The organism is Pseudomonas sp. S1_E05 (assembly GCF_056337105.1).
The window spans coordinates 4803256-4819899 of record NZ_JBFRHM010000001.1; the positions used below are offsets into that span (position 1 = coordinate 4803256).

Annotated in this window: 15 protein-coding genes; 8 read left to right on the top strand and 7 right to left on the bottom strand. The window is 59.9% G+C overall.

The genetic code is table 11. The features are described 5' to 3' along the window. Nucleotides 1-6: 6 nt before the first annotated feature. Together AB4N33_RS22105 and AB4N33_RS22110 are read right to left on the bottom strand one after the other, a co-directional pair. Nucleotides 7-498, bottom strand: a complete 492-nt coding sequence (locus AB4N33_RS22105; protein WP_476458249.1) for a PIN domain-containing protein — start codon at nt 496-498, stop codon at nt 7-9. After that, nucleotides 495-1553, bottom strand: coding sequence for a helix-turn-helix domain-containing protein (locus AB4N33_RS22110; protein ID WP_476458250.1), 1059 nt, complete (start codon nt 1551-1553; stop codon nt 495-497). Before AB4N33_RS22110 ends, AB4N33_RS22105 begins: the two co-directional genes overlap by 4 nt. A gap of 186 nt (nt 1554-1739) precedes the next feature. Between AB4N33_RS22110 and AB4N33_RS22115 the strand changes: the two genes are divergently transcribed. From AB4N33_RS22115 to AB4N33_RS22145, 7 genes are all read left to right on the top strand, one after another. Further along, the gene (locus tag AB4N33_RS22115; RefSeq protein ID WP_460119630.1) at nt 1740-2738 is read left to right on the top strand and encodes a phosphate ABC transporter substrate-binding protein PstS family protein; all 999 of its coding nucleotides are present in this window, start codon (nt 1740-1742) and stop codon (nt 2736-2738) included. A gap of 163 nt (nt 2739-2901) precedes the next feature. Further along, a complete protein-coding gene (locus tag AB4N33_RS22120; protein ID WP_476458251.1) occupies nt 2902-5184 on the top strand; it encodes an ABC transporter permease subunit in 2283 nt (760 codons plus the stop codon). Nucleotides 5185-5199: 15 nt separating this feature from the next. Further along, the gene (pstA, locus tag AB4N33_RS22125) at nt 5200-6870 is read left to right on the top strand and encodes a phosphate ABC transporter permease PstA (protein WP_476458252.1); all 1671 of its coding nucleotides are present in this window, start codon (nt 5200-5202) and stop codon (nt 6868-6870) included. Nucleotides 6871-6962: 92 nt separating this feature from the next. After that, complete coding sequence (gene pstB, locus AB4N33_RS22130) at nt 6963-7796, top strand: phosphate ABC transporter ATP-binding protein PstB (protein ID WP_460119634.1); 834 nt, start codon at nt 6963-6965, stop codon at nt 7794-7796. A gap of 113 nt (nt 7797-7909) precedes the next feature. Continuing rightward, the gene (gene phoU, locus AB4N33_RS22135; RefSeq protein ID WP_371049745.1) at nt 7910-8671 is read left to right on the top strand and encodes a phosphate signaling complex protein PhoU; all 762 of its coding nucleotides are present in this window, start codon (nt 7910-7912) and stop codon (nt 8669-8671) included. A 165-nt stretch (nt 8672-8836) separates the two neighbouring features. After that, nucleotides 8837-9766, top strand: coding sequence for a response regulator (locus AB4N33_RS22140; protein ID WP_460140646.1), 930 nt, complete (start codon nt 8837-8839; stop codon nt 9764-9766). A 182-nt stretch (nt 9767-9948) separates the two neighbouring features. After that, complete coding sequence (locus AB4N33_RS22145) at nt 9949-10845, top strand: peptidoglycan DD-metalloendopeptidase family protein (RefSeq protein WP_460119638.1); 897 nt, start codon at nt 9949-9951, stop codon at nt 10843-10845. Nucleotides 10846-10925: 80 nt separating this feature from the next. Here AB4N33_RS22145 and AB4N33_RS22150 read toward each other — a convergent pair whose 3' ends face one another. The 3 genes from AB4N33_RS22150 to phoB all read right to left on the bottom strand — a co-directional run bounded on the left by AB4N33_RS22150 (nt 10926) and on the right by phoB (nt 14441). Then, a complete protein-coding gene (locus tag AB4N33_RS22150; RefSeq protein ID WP_460119640.1) occupies nt 10926-12266 on the bottom strand; it encodes a hemolysin family protein in 1341 nt (446 codons plus the stop codon). 123 nt (nt 12267-12389) lie between these two features. Beyond that, the gene (phoR, locus tag AB4N33_RS22155; RefSeq protein ID WP_460126864.1) at nt 12390-13676 is read right to left on the bottom strand and encodes a phosphate regulon sensor histidine kinase PhoR; all 1287 of its coding nucleotides are present in this window, start codon (nt 13674-13676) and stop codon (nt 12390-12392) included. Nucleotides 13677-13751: 75 nt separating this feature from the next. Further along, the gene (gene phoB / locus AB4N33_RS22160; protein WP_460119642.1) at nt 13752-14441 is read right to left on the bottom strand and encodes a phosphate regulon transcriptional regulator PhoB; all 690 of its coding nucleotides are present in this window, start codon (nt 14439-14441) and stop codon (nt 13752-13754) included. 152 nt (nt 14442-14593) lie between these two features. Here phoB and AB4N33_RS22165 point away from each other — a divergent pair, with 152 nt between their 5' ends. Beyond that, the gene (locus tag AB4N33_RS22165) at nt 14594-14977 is read left to right on the top strand and encodes a COG4315 family predicted lipoprotein (protein ID WP_460140647.1); all 384 of its coding nucleotides are present in this window, start codon (nt 14594-14596) and stop codon (nt 14975-14977) included. 122 nt (nt 14978-15099) lie between these two features. Here the strand turns inward: AB4N33_RS22165 and ubiA are convergent, their stop codons facing one another. Together ubiA and AB4N33_RS22175 are read right to left on the bottom strand one after the other, a co-directional pair. Further along, on the bottom strand, nt 15100-15990 hold the full coding sequence (gene ubiA / locus AB4N33_RS22170) for a 4-hydroxybenzoate octaprenyltransferase (protein ID WP_460119646.1): 891 nt from the start codon (nt 15988-15990) through the stop codon (nt 15100-15102). Further along, nucleotides 15990-16553, bottom strand: a complete 564-nt coding sequence (locus AB4N33_RS22175; protein ID WP_460119648.1) for a chorismate--pyruvate lyase family protein — start codon at nt 16551-16553, stop codon at nt 15990-15992. The genes ubiA and AB4N33_RS22175 overlap by 1 nt, the downstream gene beginning before the upstream one ends. Between the last annotated feature and the right edge of the window lie 91 nt (nt 16554-16644).

Here is a 16644-nt window from a genome sequence, read left to right on the forward strand (position 1 = left end):
GCCACTTCAAGGCTTTCGCCAATGTGAAAGCCTTGTATCGCATTCGCCAGAAGGCAAACGTGCCCCGCGCTCAAGCATATCGATGAGCGCGTCGGCGGCCTCTGTTGGGCTTATGGCCTGATGCTCAATCATCAAGTCCAGCAACCAAAGAGCGCCATGCACTTTCAACCCGTCGCGCTGAGCCTGACGCCGGAGTTTTCCGTCACCGGTCAACAGTGGTCGACCTGTTTGCTTTGCGAGCAGGTAGCAGGAGACGTCGGCCAATGAGCTGTTGTTGTGCTCAATCTTTAGATCAAACAACCTCAAGACGCCAGCCCCGTCGAAAGACTCCACCAACAGTCCGCGATCGACCAATTCCTCAGTGGAAAAGTCGTCGAGTTCCTGCAGTACGAAGTCTGTACAGCAAAGAGTGAATGGCAGGCTGAACATTTGATCCAACAATCCCGCATTCCTGAAATCAATCCAGATATTGGTATCGCTGATGTAGATCAGGCTCATGCACTCTCCAGTGAGCCCAGGAAATTGGGGTCAAGGGCACTCACTGGTTTGCGTAGAAATTCGGCTGCGCGAGACTTGGTAATCAGCCCTTCCGCAAGTCCCCAGAACACCAACGATTCAAACCGTTGTGGTGGTTTGCAGGGCAATGGTTCAGGTTCAGCCTTGCGCCATCCATTTGCACCGAATTGGATGGTGAGGGATTTGTACCCACTGTCGCTGAGAAGGTTCAGGTCTTTCAGGCGACGCAGGGCTGCCCGCATGGAAATTCCATATTGGCGTTTGGCGATCAACAGCTCACGAGGATGTACGCGAGAGCGAGGGTGAGTGCCGAAGTCACCAGTGACTCCTTTAGCGGGATAGAGCAAGGCTCCGGCGAACCGATGGCAGCAGTTCTCTTTTTCTCGCTCCGGCATGTCGTCAGATAATTGCATCACCCAGTGACCGAGTTCATGCGCGGCAGTAAAGCGTATGCGTTCACCTGGACGCTCAGCATTCAGCGCGATCAATACGTGTTGGCCGTCGCCGGTAGCGGCACATGCCCCATCGAAATCCTCCGGCCCCGTCAGCATCGCGACCTTGATACTGTGCTCCTCCAACTGTTCGGTCAGGTTGGAAATAGGGTCGCTGCCTATCCCCCAGTAATTGCGGAGCAATTCGGCGGCGTGCTCAGCTTCGTCGAGAGATGAAACCGGGAACATTTGCGATGGGGTTTCTGGAGTTCGAATGTCTGCCGGGTCGAAGCAGTCTTCCAGAGCGATGTACCGTTCCAGGTGTTCCCTGATCTGCTCTTCGACTTGAACCTGGCGATATTTGGGCATTTTCGCCAGCTTGCGAAACTCCAGTGGCGCAAGAGGAACGGCCTCCGCACGGAAAAAGTACTCAGGGTTGACCTGCAGAACCTTTGCCATTTTCAACAGGCGAGTCGAATCGGGGGTGCTCAGCCCTTTTTCATATTTACTCAACGCCTGCTTGGTGATGTCGCCCAGTTGGAGGGCCAAGGCCTCCAGTGACATACCCCGCAGAAGGCGGGCGCGACGAATTCGGTCATTGATCATGTGATCCTCTCTTGGTTGACAAATTATATTTTTCATATGTTTTGTCAACCTTGGTGGCAAGGCTTGATACGATTCCCTGGTCAATGATGGCCTTTCATCCAATTGTCATATTTCAGCCATAGAGTGTTCACATGGCCTGCTGATACTTGGCCCCGACTTAAAACACCTATCTGCTAGGAGTAAGGCATGAAACTGAAGCGTTTGATGGCGGCAATGACTTTTGTCGCTGCTGGCGTTGCGACTGCCAACGCAGTTGCCGCTGTTGACCCTGCTATCCCGAGCTACACCAAGACCACCGGTGTGTCGGGCAACCTGTCCAGCGTCGGCTCCGATACCCTGGCCAACCTCATGACCCTGTGGGCCGAGAACTACAAAAAGGAATACCCGAACGTCAACATCCAGATTCAGGCTGCTGGCTCCGCCACCGCGCCGCCTGCGCTGACTGAAGGGACCTCCAACCTGGGCCCTATGAGCCGCAAGATGAAGGACACCGAACTGGCAGCCTTCGAGCAGAAGTACGGCTACAAGCCTACCGCCATCCCGGTTGCCGTCGACGCCCTGGCTGTATTCGTACACAAGGACAATCCGATTCAGCACCTGACCATGGAACAGGTTGACGCGATCTTCTCGTCCACCCGCCTGTGCGGCGCCAAAGCCGATGTGAAAACCTGGGGCGACCTGGGCGTGACTGGCGACCTGGCCAACAAGCCGGTGCAACTGTTCGGTCGTAACTCGGTATCCGGCACCTACGGCTACTTCAAGGAAGAAGCCCTGTGCAAAGGCGACTACAAGGCTAACGTCAACGAACAACCTGGTTCGGCTTCGGTCGTGCAGTCGATCAGCTCCTCGCTGAACGGCATCGGTTATTCGGGGATCGGCTACAAGACCGCCAGCGTGAAAACCGTTGCCCTGGCCAAGAAAGGCGGCACCGAGTTCATCGAAGACACCGAAGAAAACGCCCTGAACGGCAAATACCCGCTGTCGCGTTTCCTCTACGTTTACGTCAACAAGGCCCCGAACAAGCCTCTGGCCCCGCTGGAAGCCGAGTTCGTGAAGCTGGTTCTGTCCAAACAGGGTCAGGAAGTGGTTGTTAAAGACGGCTACATCCCACTGCCAGCCAAGGTTGCTGCCAAAGCACTGGCTGACCTGGGTCTGCAAGAAGGCGGCACTGTCGCAAAGAAGTAACAAACTGAGCGTAGGGTGAACCCCGAAGGCTCAAGATGGGGGCGGCCAAAACCGCCCCCATTCATTTCAAATTCCCAATCCTCTGCGGGTCACTGCCTGCGGCGGATTTGTTGCGTCACCATGCTGTCATCTTTCTGTCATACAGGATCGCTAGGGTGTGCGAATGAATGATCTGGCCAATTCCAACATGACTACAAATCCCCCCAAGCGAATTGATTTCAATACGCCTGAGTTGCAACGAAAGCGCCGCATTCGCGCGCTCAAGGATCGCCTGACCCGCTGGTATGTACTCGTTGGCGGCTTGGCCGTGCTGGGCGCGATCACCCTGATCTTCTTCTTTCTTGCCTACGTCGTCGCGCCTCTGTTCCAGGGGGCCAGCTTGACGGCCAAGGATGCCATTACCCCGGCCTGGATGCAGGACGCCGGCAAGCCGCTGATGATTTCCCTGGAAGAACAGAACCAGGTGGCCATGCGCGTTTCCGACAAGGGCCAGGCGCTGTTTTTCGACATCGACAGCAGCGCCGAGCTCAAGCGCATCGACCTGCCGGTCCCGGCTGGCGCCAGCGTCACCTCCATCGGCGAAGATCAGCCAGGTCATCCGCTGGTGGCCGTGGGCCTGTCCAATGGCCAGGCGCTGGTGTTTCGCCACACTTATAAGGTCAGCTACCCGGACGGCAAGAAAACCATTACCCCGGCGATCGAGTACCCGTACGGTGAAGCACCCGTTGCACTGAACGAAGCGGGCGGTGCGCTGGAGCATGTCAGCCTCAACGCCACTGACTCAACGCTGGTGCTGGTGGGGTCCACCGGTTCGCAACTCAATGTCCTGTCGCTGACCAGCGAAGAGAACATGATGACCGGCGAAGTCACCAACGAGCAGAATCGTATCGAGCTGCCGCAGATGACCGAGCCGGTGAAGAATATCTTCGTCGACCCGCGTCAGCAGTGGCTGTACGTGATCAATGGTCGTGCCCAGGCCGACGTGTTCAGCCTGCGCGACAAAAGCCTCAACGGACGCTACAAACTGTTGGAGGACGGCGAGGCACAAGTCACCGCTGCCACCCAACTGGTGGGTGGCATCTCGCTGATCATCGGCGACTCCAAGGGCGGTCTGGCGCAGTGGTTCATGGCTCGCGATCCGGATGGCGAACAACGCTTGAAGCAAATTCGCACCTTCCAGATGGGCAGTACGCCGATCGTGGAAATCACCGCTGAAGAACGTCGCAAAGGTTTCATCGCCCTGGACGCCGCTGGCCAGTTGGGTGTTTTCCACAGTACTGCGCACCGCACCTTGCTGGTCGATCAGGTGGTGGACGGCCAGGGCCTGTTCGGCCTGTCGCCACGGGCCAACCGCGTGATCGTTGAAGCGGGCGGCCAGATCAAGCCGCTGCTGCTCGACAACCCGCATCCCGAGGTTTCCTGGAGCGCGCTGTGGAGCAAGGTCTGGTACGAAAACTACGACGAACCTAAGTACGTCTGGCAATCGACCGCCGCCAACACCGACTTCGAGCCCAAGCTGAGCCTGTCACCGCTGACCTTCGGTACCCTCAAAGCGGCGTTCTACGCCATGCTGCTGGCCGCACCGCTGGCCGTTGCCGCAGCGATCTACACCGCGTACTTCATGGCGCCCGGCATGCGCCGCAAGGTCAAGCCGGTGATCGAGCTGATGGAAGCGATGCCGACGGTGATCCTCGGATTCTTCGCCGGGCTGTTCCTGGCGCCGTATGTGGAAGGTCATCTGCCGGGCATCTTCAGCCTGTTGATGCTGCTGCCGATTGGCATCCTGGTCACAGGCTTCGTGTTCAGTCGTCTGCCTGAATCGATCCGTCTGAAAGTGCCGGACGGCTGGGAAAGTGCACTGCTGATTCCGGTAATCCTGTTCGTGGGCTGGCTCTCGCTGTACATGAGCCCGTTCATGGAAAACTGGTTTTTCGGCGGTGACATGCGCATGTGGATTTCCCACGACCTGGGCATCACCTACGACCAACGCAACGCCCTGGTCGTCGGTTTGGCCATGGGTTTTGCGGTGATCCCCAACATCTACTCCATCGCCGAAGACGCCGTGTTCAGCGTGCCCCGTGGCCTGACCCTGGGTTCCCTGGCCCTGGGTGCCACACCGTGGCAAACCATGACCCGCGTAGTGATCCTCACCGCCAGTCCGGGTATTTTCTCGGCGCTGATGATCGGTATGGGGCGTGCGGTGGGTGAAACCATGATCGTGCTGATGGCCACCGGTAATACCCCGGTCATGGAGATGAACCTGTTCGAAGGCCTGCGCACCCTGGCCGCCAACGTCGCGGTGGAAATGCCCGAGTCGGAAGTCGGCGGCAGCCACTACCGCGTGCTCTTCCTCTCGGCGCTGGTGCTGCTGTTGTTCACCTTCGTCATGAACACCCTCGCGGAACTGATTCGTCAGCGTCTGCGCAAGAAATACTCGTCGCTTTAAGAAAGGTAGAAGTCTGTGAAACAGAACTCCCTGAAAGGATGGTTCAAGAGCGGCGCCCCGGGTGTCTGGATCAGTGGTGGCGCGGTGTCCATCGCAGTCATCATGACCATCGGCCTGCTGGCGGTGATTGCCGTGCGCGGCCTGGGTCACTTCTGGCCGGCGGACTTGATTCACGCCAGCTACGACGTACCGGGGCAGGGTAATCACCTGGTCATCGGCGAAGTGGTACAGAAAGAAGAAGTGCCCCGCGCACGCCTGAAAAGTGCCGGCCTGCCGGTGCCGGACCAAGGCCCGGAATTCATGACCCGTGAGCTGATCAAGGTCGGCAACCGTGACCTGAACGGCAACGACTTCACATGGGTCGTCGGTGAGTGGCTGACCAACCAAACGACGCCCGTGGAGCTGATGGCCATTGAGCGTCGCGAGTGGGGCAACTTCTACGGCTATCTGGTCAACGTCAAGCAAGATGGCAAAGTCGTCGAGGAAGGCGAAGCGGCGTGGCCTGAACTGCAAGCGCGGATCGACCGGGTGAACAAGCTTGCGGGCCAGCTCAAGACCATTGAGAAGACTGACATTGGCGCCATCAACTCAGGTCTTGAACGCATCCGTCTGCATGGCCGCAAACTGGAACTGGAAGGCAAACTCAGCCCGGCTGCGCAAGCGGACATGGAATCCGAGCGCGCCGAACTCAATGCCCGTTACCAGGAAATCGAAGCGCGTCTGACTGACCTGCATACCCAGTTCAACCGCGATGCGTTGACGGCCCGCGATGCCAACGGCAAGGAAGTCGAAATCGGCCTGGGCAAAGTGGTTCACGCCTACCAGCCGAACGCCATGGGCACCTTCACCAAAATCGGTTTCTACTTCAGCAAGGTCTGGGAATTCCTCAGCGACGACCCGCGTGAGGCCAATACCGAAGGCGGGATCTTCCCGGCGATCTTCGGTACCGTAATGATGACCCTGATCATGGCGATGATCGTGACCCCGTTCGGCGTACTGGCGGCGGTGTACCTGCGTGAATACGCCAAGCAGAACGCACTGACCCGGGTGATCCGCATTGCGGTGAACAACCTGGCGGGCGTCCCGGCGATTGTCTACGGCGTGTTCGGCCTCGGCTTCTTCGTCTATGTGCTGGGCGGCTCGGTCGACCGCCTGTTCTTCCCCGAAGCGCTGCCGGCACCGACGTTCGGTACGCCAGGCCTGCTCTGGGCGTCCCTGACCCTGGCGCTGCTGGCGGTGCCGGTGGTGATCGTGGCCACCGAAGAAGGGCTGGCACGGATTCCGCGTACGGTGCGCGAAGGCTCGCTGGCCCTCGGCGCAACCAAGGCGGAAACCCTGTGGAAGATCGTACTGCCCATGGCCAGCCCGGCAATGATGACCGGCATGATCCTCGCTGTCGCTCGCGCCGCTGGCGAAGTGGCACCGCTGATGCTGGTGGGCGTGGTGAAACTGGCGCCGTCGCTGCCGCTGGACGGTAACTACCCGTACCTGCACCTGGACCAGAAAATCATGCACCTGGGCTTCCATATTTATGACGTCGGCTTCCAGAGCCCGAACGTCGAAGCGGCGCGGCCGCTGGTCTACGCCACGGCGCTGTTGCTGGTGCTGGTGATCGCGACGTTGAACCTGTCGGCGGTGTGGATCCGTAACCACCTGCGCGAAAAATACAAAGCGTTGGATAGCTAAAGCCATTAGCCACAAGCGGCAAGCTACAAGCCGCTTTTGCTCAAACTTGCAGCTTGCAGCTAGAAGCTTGCAGCTACGAACGGAGTGAGATCATGCAGCACGAAACCCATTCCCACGGCATCAACATGTCCGCCCTGGGTCGCGACAAGCAAAGCCTGAACCTGGCGCAGGAAACCGTGGCCATCGAAGTGCCAGGCCTGAGCCTGTTCTACGGCGATAAACAAGCGCTGTTCGACGTCAGCATGAACATCCCGAAACAGCGCGTGACCGCCTTCATCGGCCCGTCCGGCTGCGGCAAGTCCACGCTGCTGCGCACCTTCAACCGCATGAACGACCTGGTCGACGGCTGCCGCGTGGAAGGTGAAATCAACCTCTACGGCAACAACATCTACCGCAAGGGCGAAGACGTGGCCGAGCTGCGTCGCCGCGTGGGCATGGTGTTCCAGAAGCCCAACCCGTTTCCGAAAACGATCTACGAAAACGTGGTGTACGGCCTGCGCATCCAGGGCATCAACAAAAAACGCGTGCTCGACGAAGCCGTCGAGTGGGCACTGAAAGGCGCGGCGTTGTGGGACGAGGTCAAAGACCGCCTGCACGATTCGGCACTGGGCCTGTCCGGTGGCCAGCAACAGCGTCTGGTGATTGCCCGCACCATCGCCGTGGAGCCCGAAGTGCTGCTGCTGGACGAACCGTGCTCGGCACTCGACCCGATTTCCACGCTCAAGGTCGAAGAGCTGATTTATGAGCTGAAATCGAAGTTCACCATCGTCATCGTCACCCATAACATGCAACAGGCCGCCCGGGTCTCCGACTACACGGCGTTCATGTACATGGGCAAACTGGTGGAATTCGGCGACACCGATACCCTGTTCACCAATCCGGCGAAGAAGCAGACCGAAGACTACATTACCGGTCGATATGGCTAGTTGAGGCAGTTACAAGCCGCAAGCTTCAAGCGGCAAGTAAGAGCAGTTCGGGTACGACATTAAACAGCTTGCAGCTCGTAGCTTGCGGCTTACAGCTTTTGCGGAGCAAACCCATGATTTCGAAGGAAGGCCTTACCCATCACATTTCCGCGCAATTCAACGCCGAGCTCGAGGAAGTGCGCAGCCACCTCCTGGCCATGGGCGGGCTGGTGGAAAAGCAGGTCAACGACGCGGTCACTGCATTGATCGAGGCGGACTCCGGCCTGGCCCAGCAAGTGCGCGAGATCGATGAACAGATCAACCAGATGGAGCGCAACATCGACGAAGAATGCCTGCGCATTCTGGCCCGTCGTCAGCCGGCGGCGTCCGACCTGCGGTTGATCATCAGCATTTCCAAGTCGGTGATTGATCTAGAGCGTATCGGCGACGAGTCGACCAAGATCGCCCGCCGCGCCATCCAGTTGTGCGAGGAAGGCGAAGCGCCGCGTGGTTACGTCGAAGTGCGCCACATTGGCGACCAGGTGCGTAACATGGTGCGTGACGCGCTGGACGCTTTCGCCCGGTTCGACGCGGACCTGGCGTTGTCGGTGGCGCAGTACGACAAGATCATCGACCGCGAGTACAAGACGGCGTTGCGTGAACTGGCCACCTACATGATGGAAGACCCACGCTCTATCTCGCGGGTGTTGAGCATCATCTGGGTGCTGCGTTCGCTGGAGCGCATCGGCGACCACGCGCGCAACATCTCCGAATTGGTGATTTACCTGGTGCGCGGCACCGACGTGCGCCACATGGGCCTCAAGCGCATGAAGGAAGAAGTTGAAGGCACAAGTGGTGAAACCGCTAATGTTCCGGGCGAAGCTGACGATAAATAAGATTGCCCTAGTAAAGCGCCCGGTCTTTTGGCCGGGCGTTTTTGTTTACGGGCCAGAATTGCACAGCAGCACCCGCGAACGAAAAGTCCCGGCGTGACTGAGGTTTATGGCGAAGTGCCATCAGTAAAGCGGTATGCTTGCCAGGATTTTTTAAAGGGGTGATGGATGAGTAAGGTCAGTGTATTGGTCGTGGACGATGCGTCGTTCATTCGTGACCTGGTGAAGAAGTGCCTGCGTAATTACTTCCCGGGCATTCGCATCGAAGACGCCATTAACGGTAAAAAGGCCCAGGCCATCCTGGCGCGCGAAGCGTTCGACCTGGTCCTGTGCGACTGGGAAATGCCGGAAATGTCTGGCCTGGAGCTGCTGACCTGGTGTCGTGAACAGGACAACCTCAAGACCATGCCCTTCGTGATGGTGACCAGCCGTGGCGACAAGGAAAACGTCGTCCAGGCCATCCAGGCCGGTGTTTCCGGTTACGTCAGCAAACCCTTCACCAACGAACAACTGCTGACCAAGGTCAAGCAGGCGCTGAACAAGGTCGGCAAACTCGATACCTTGATGAACAGTGCACCGACCAAGATGAATTCGGCCTTCGGCAACGATTCCCTGAGCGCGCTGACGGGCGGCAAACCGGCCGTTGCCGCCGTTGCATCGACGCCGGCTGCCGCCCCGGCACCCGCCGCTGCGCCGTCCCGTGGTCTGCTCAACAGCCCGCCGGTGAAAGCGCCAGCGCCAGCGGCCTCCGCTGCCACCGGTGGCCGTGGCCAGGGCCAATTGCGCCTGCCCAACGGCGTGCAGCCCTGTGTGATCAAGGCCTTGAGCCTCAAGGAAGCGCTGTTGGTGGTCAAGCGCGTCGATGCCCTGCCACAAGTACTCGACAGCGCCGTGCTCGACCTGGAACAGGGCGAAAGCGCGGAAACAGCGCGCTTGAACGGCTACCTGCACGCCATCGTCGCCCATGAACAGAAACCCGACAGCGAATGGCTGCAACTGACCTTCCGCTTTGTCGACAAGGACGCGCAAAAGCTCGACTACCTGTCGCGCCTGATTGCTCGGGGTACGGCGCAGAAGCATTTTGTGCCGGGTGCCTGATAGCCGCGTCGCCTGAGCTGGCCTCATCGCGAGCAAGCTCGCTCCTGCAGTGGAATGCGTTCCCCTGTGGGAGCGGGCTTGCCCGCGATGAAGGCGACACCGCTTTGAAACCTCTGCCGACTACCCGGGTCCATTGCAGCTGCTAGGCTCACTCCCAGGTATCACTCGACAGAATCCTGCCCATGTTCATGCGCTCGATGTTTTTCTGCGGTCTGTTGTTGGCCGGCGCCCAGGCGTCGGCCATGACGATCTACAAGTCCACCGACGCCAATGGCGTGGTGTCTTACAGCGACCGCCCGTCCAAAGGTGCGCAGGTGTTCACCTTCCGCGATCGCATGGTCGAGCACCTCGAGCGGCAGGTGTACCTGATCATCACCAAGAAGAAGGGCGCAGACAGCGTCTATGTGCGCAATGACTTGTACGCGCCGGTCGAGATCGAGTTGAGCTTTGCCGGGCTGCAGAACGTCAATGGTGCACCGAGCCGGCCGATTCGCCGGGTCATGCCTGCGCGCAGCAGCATTCGCCTGGCGCTGCTCACGGCGATGGATGCCCAGAAGCCGCTGGCCTACGTCCCCAAGTTCGAATATTCCCTGGGCGACCCCTCAGGGGCTGCCATGGCCTATCAATACCCGTATCCCTGGCGGGGTGGTCCGTTTCGGCTGAGCCAGGGCAATAATGGCCAGTACAGCCACTTCGGCCCCAAGAACCGATACGCCATGGACATCGCCATGCCCGAAGGCACTCCGATCATTGCGGCGCGTGGCGGGGTGGTGGTGAAAACCGAGAATGCGCAGACCGGGCGCGGCAACGACCCCGCCGGTAATTTTGTGCGGGTGCTGCACGATGACGGGACGATGGGCGTGTACCTGCACCTCAAGCAAGGCTCGGTGATCGTTCGCGAAGGGCAGCGGGTGTCAGTGGGCACTGCGTTGGCGCTGTCGGGCAACACCGGCAACAGCAGTGGGCCACACCTGCATTTTGTGGTGCAGCGCAATACCGGGTTGGGCCTGGTCTCGATTCCGTACCAGTTCAAGCAGCCGATGGGGGTGTTGCCCAACTTTGCGTTGGGCAAACAGTAGGGGGTTGGCTGGTTCGGCCTCATCCTGTAGGAGCGGGCTTGCCCGCGATGGCCGCGCCTCGGTCTTAAACCCAGGCGCCCTCAATCAATCATCAACACCTTGGCCAAAATGATCTTCGGCCCCTTCATCTTCTTGATGATGATCCGCAGGCCTTCTACTTCCAGCACTTCTTCCTCTTCCGGCACCCGCTTGAGCGATTCGTAGACCAACCCGGCCAGGGTTTCGGCCTCGACGTGGTCCAGATCGATGCCCAGCAGGCGCTCGACCTTGAACAGCGGCGTGTCACCGCGCACCAACAGCTTGCCCGGCTGGTAGGCCAGGATGCCGCGTTCCGCCTTGCGGTGTTCGTCCTGGATATCGCCCACCAGCACTTCCAGCACGTCTTCCATGGTCAGGTAACCGATGACGTTGCCGTCGGCCTCCTCGACCAGGGCAAAGTGTGAACCGCCCTTGCGGAACTGCTCCAGCAGTTGCGACAGCGGCATGTGCCGCGACACGCGCTCCAGCGGGCGGGTCAGCTCAGCCAGGTTGAACGACTCGGGAATGTGATCCAGGGCTGCCAGTTCCAGCAGCAGGTCCTTGATGTGCAGCAGGCCGACGAACTCCTGACGCTCGCTGTCGTACACCGGGTAGCGGCTGAACTTGTGTCGACGGAACATCGCCAGGATTTCCTTGAGCGGCGCGTTGAACTCAAGCGTCACCAGGTCTTCACGGGAGTTGGCCCAGTCGACCACTTCCAGCTCGCCCATTTCCACGGCCGAGGCCAGCACGCGCATGCCCTGGTCGCTGGGGTCCTGACCACGGCTGGAGTGCAGGATCAGCTTGAGTTCTTCCCGGCTGTAATGGTGTTCGTGATGCGGGCCGGGCTCACCTTGGCCAGCGATACGCAGAATGGTGTTGGCGCTGGCGTTGAGCAGGTAGATCGCCGGGTACATCAGCCAGTAGAACAGGTACAGCGGCACGGCGGTCCACAGCGACAGCAGTTCGGGTTTGCGGATGGCCCAGGATTTTGGCGCCAGCTCGCCCACCACGATGTGCAGGTACGAAATCACGAAGAACGCGGCGAAGAACGACACGCCCTTGATCACTTCGGGCGACTGCACACCAACGGTTTCCAGCAACGGTTCGAGGATGTGCGCGAAGGCCGGTTCACCGACCCAGCCCAGGCCCAGGGAGGCGAGGGTGATACCCAACTGGCACGCCGACAGGTAGGCATCGAGCTGACTGTGAACGGTACGCAGGATGTGCCCGCGCCAGCCGTTTTTATCGGCGATGGCCTCGACTCGGGTCGAGCGCAGCTTGACCATGGCAAATTCCGCAGCAACGAAAAAACCGTTGAGCAGGACCAGGATCAGAGCAAAAAGAATCATGCCGAAATCGGCGAAAAGTGTCGCGAGGGTCAAGCCAGGGGAAGGGTCCATGATGGAGTTTTGCGGTTTCCGTGTATTCGAAAAGGGGAAAAATGCAGCGCCTGAAAGGCAGGCACAAGTCAGCCAATGTAGCGGCTGACCGGACGATTGCCTAGTGGCGCGTGCTGGCCGGTATCAGTCGGCGGTGCTGATTGCCCGTGTTTGGCTGACCTGGGCCGGAGCGAAATGGCAGGTAAACGTACTGCCGTGGCCCGGCACGCTGCTGATTTCCATGCGCGCGCGATGGCGCAGCAGCACATGCTTGACGATGGCCAGCCCGAGCCCGGTGCCACCGGTGTTGGAGTTGCGGCTGGAATCCACCCGATAGAAGCGTTCGGTCAGGCGCGGCAGGTGCTTGCTGTCGATGCCGATGCCCGAGTCCTGCACGCTCAAGTGTGCCCCTTGCTCATCGCCCCACCAGCGAATGCGGATGTTGCCTTCGGCCGGGGTGTATTTCACTGCGTTGAATACCAGGTTGGAAAATGCGCTGCGCAGTTCGGCTTCGCTGCCCTTGAGATGGATCGTCGGGTCCACTTCCAGGGTAATGCGCTGGTTCTTCTGCCCGGACAATTGCTGCGCATCGCTCTTGATCGATTGCAGCAAGCCGTCGATGGCCACCGGGTGGTTGTCGGACGGGTAATCGGTGGCTTCCAGCTTGGCCAACAACAACAAATCGTTGAGCAGCGTCTGCATGCGCCCACCTTGCTGCTGCATTTGCTGCAGGGCGCGGCTCCAGCGCGGGTTCACTTCCTCGACGTTGTCGAGCAGCGTTTCCAGGTAGCCGCAGATCACCGTCAATGGTGTGCGCAGTTCGTGGGAGACGTTGGCGATGAAGTCCTTGCGCATCTGCTCCAGCTGATGGATGCGCGTCACGTCGCGCACCAGCATCAGGTGTTCGTTATTGCCGTAGCGGGTGATGTAAAGCTGAATACGAACGCGGTCGTTGGTCGGTGAAGGGATTTCCAGCGGTTCGGCGTAGTTGTCCTGCTCGAAATATTCCTTGAAACGCGGATGACGCACCAGATTGGTCACTGGCTGTCCGCTGTCCTGCGGCGTCTTGAGGCCCAGCAGGGTTTCGGCGGCGCGGTTCCACCATTCCAGGTTGCCGTCGGTGTCGAGCATGATCACCGCGTCCTTGAGCGCGGCGGTGGACTCCTGGACACGATCGATCACCGCTTGCAGGCGTCCGCGTACCCGTTGGTCGCGCCGTTGCAGGTGATAAATACTGTCGAACACCTCACCCCACAGGCCGTAGCCATCGGGCGGTGCTTCATCGGGTTTGTGCAAGCGCAGCCACTCGTGCAGACGCAGCAATTGCTTGAGGGTCCAGGCCAGGTAAAGGCCCAGGCCTGCGGCAAGGCTCCAGCCGTAATAGCCGGTAATCAAGCCAATCACCAGGCAGGCGGTGACCAGTAGCAGCATGTGGCGAATGAGGATGCCATGCCAGTTTTGGTTCACGTTAACGCGCGTCCTTGTCAGCTTGTCGGGCGGTCCGGATCAGGCTTTGGTCGAGAACCGATAACCTGTGCCGCGCACGGTTTGTACCAGATTTTCGTAGGCATCGCCGAGGGCTTTGCGCAGCCGACGAATATGCACGTCGACGGTGCGCTCCTCGACGTAGACATTGCCGCCCCAGACCTGATCCAGCAACTGGCCACGGGTGTAGGCGCGTTCCTGGTGGGTCATGAAAAATTGCAGCAAGCGGTATTCCGTCGGGCCCATCTCGGCCGGTTTGCCGTCGATGGTTACGCGGTGGCTGATCGGGTCCAGCAGCAGGCCGCCCACTTCGATGGGGGCCTCGCCATCGGTCGGTCCGGCACGGCGCAGCACGGCCTTGAGGCGGGCCACCAGCTCGCGGGGGGAGAAGGGTTTGGTGATGTAATCGTCGGCGCCGACTTCCAGGCCCTGGATCTTGTTGTCCTCTTCGCCCTTGGCAGTGAGCATGATGATCGGGATGTCCCCGGTCAGTTCATCACGCTTGAGGCGGCGGGCCAACTCGATGCCGGACGTGCCGGGCAGCATCCAGTCGAGCAGGATAAGGTCCGGCTTGCGGTCGACGATGACCGCGTGCGCCTGCTGCGAGTTCTCGGCCTCGAGGCAGTCATAGCCGGCCATTTCCAGCGCAACGGCGATCATCTCGCGGATGGGCGCTTCGTCGTCGACGATCAGAATGCTCCTGCCAACCATGCCATTAATCCTCTTGTCATTTAACTGTCTTGCGCCGCATTAGATAACGGAATTATTGCAGTCGTGTGACAACATTTTAGCTGGCCGGCGATTGGAGCGATCCTGAACTATTCTCTAAGTCCGAATCCTGACAACCACAAGAGAAGGTTTCCATGACTCACTACTCGCAATCCCTTAAAGCCCTGATGCTGGCAGCCGCCCTTTGCGTGCCCGCTATGGCCTTCGCGGCCGAGCCTGCGATGATGAAGGACGGGATGATGGTCGATCACAAAGGGATGACGCTTTACACGTTCGACAAGGACGCCGGCGGCAAGTCGATGTGCAACGCCGATTGCGCCAAGAACTGGCCACCGATGATGGCGCCGGCGGGAGCCAAGGCTGAAGGTAAATGGTCGGTCATAAAGCGCGATGACGGCATGATGCAGTACGCCTACGACGGCAAACCGTTGTACACCTTCGTCAAGGATGAAAAACCGGGCGAAATGAAAGGTGACGGCATGAAAGACGTGTGGCACGTGCTGCACGAGCACAAATAAGCAATCCCCTGTACCTGTAGGAGCGAGCTTGCTCGCGATGGTCGCCAACGATTACGCTGGAAACCTGACACCCCGCGGCGTCCTTTCGACCATCGCGAGCAAGCTCGCTCCTACAGGGGCCCTCAACGCAACGCGTAATCCAGCACGATCCCGACAAAAATCGCCAGCCCCGCCCAGTGGTTGTGCAAGAACGCCTTGAAGCAACGCATCCGGTCCTTGCCACGGGTGTACCAGAACTCCCAGGCAAAACAGCCCGCCGCCACCAGCAACCCCAGGTGGAACCACACACCCAGCTCAAATTTCGACCCCGCCAGCAACAGGCAACCCAACGCCAACGCTTGCAGGCTCACGATGATCACCCGGTCCGCCTCGCCAAACAGAATCGCCGTGGATTTGACCCCGATCTTCAAATCGTCATCGCGGTCGGTCATGGCGTAATAGGTGTCGTAGCCCACCGTCCACAGCAGGTTGGCAATCCACAGCAACCACGCCGCTGCCGGTAGTTCACCGGTCTCGGCGGTGAACGCCATCGGCATGCCCCAGGAAAACGCCGCGCCCAGCACCACTTGCGGGTAATAGGTGTAGCGCTTCATGAACGGGTAACTGAACGCCAGCGCCAGGCCGCCGAACGATAACCACACCGTGGTCGCGTTGGTGCACAACACCAGCAGGAAACTCACGCCCATCAACAGCGCAAAGAACACCAGGGCTTCGCGCGAGCTGATCTTGCCGCTGACCAGTGGCCGTTGCTCGGTGCGCTTCACATGGCCGTCGACCTTGCGATCCGCCCAGTCGTTGATCACGCAACCGCCAGCGCGGGTCAGCACCACACCGAGCACGAAAATCACGATGTTGGCCAGCGACGGGCTGCCCTTGCCAGCAATCCACAGCGCCCACAGCGTTGGCCACAGCAGCAGGTAAATGCCGATGGGCTTGTCCATGCGCGTCAGCTGAATGAAATCCCAGGCCCGGGGGTTCAAACGATTCAGGGACTTGAGCAGGCTCTGGTACATCAGCAGTTCTCCGGGTGGGCGCGGGTGGCGAGCCACAAGGTCGGCAGGAAAATTTCGGCCACCAGCACGCTCAAGGCGCCACGGTCGAAACGCGAGCGCCGGCCCCACAATTCAGGCGCGCTGGACTCAGGTGGCAGCCATTGCTGAGGATAATGGCAAACCTCGATGGCGCGCCGGGTAAACGCCTTGTCGGAAAACAGCAACTCGCCCAGCGAACGGCTGCCCAACTCATCCATATGCAGCCCGTCGCCCTGCAGCGCGCTGCGCGCCGCCACACTGCGAGCGAACACCCAGGCTTGACCGTGACCGCGCAGGTACACCTCGCGCACCCAGCCGTCGCTGCCTTCGGCCAGGTCCAGCGCCGCGCACTCATCGGCGCGCAGCGTCTGCCAGCCTTCGAACAACGGCGTCACGCTGAAACCGTCGTTCGACAGGCGCGTCAGCCGACGGGTCAGCGAACCTTCGTCGAAGAGCCAGTCCAGGGTCGCGGCGTCGGGGAGAGGAGCGAGCTGGCTGCGAGCGAGCCAGAGCGGGGCCGTGCGGAGGGAAGTAGAGTGCGGCACAGTGAGTCGTTATTGGCAGCAAATGAGGCGGCGAGCTTACCATGTCAGCCCATCATATTGAGTGATGAGGCGGGCCGGTGCATCGAACAGG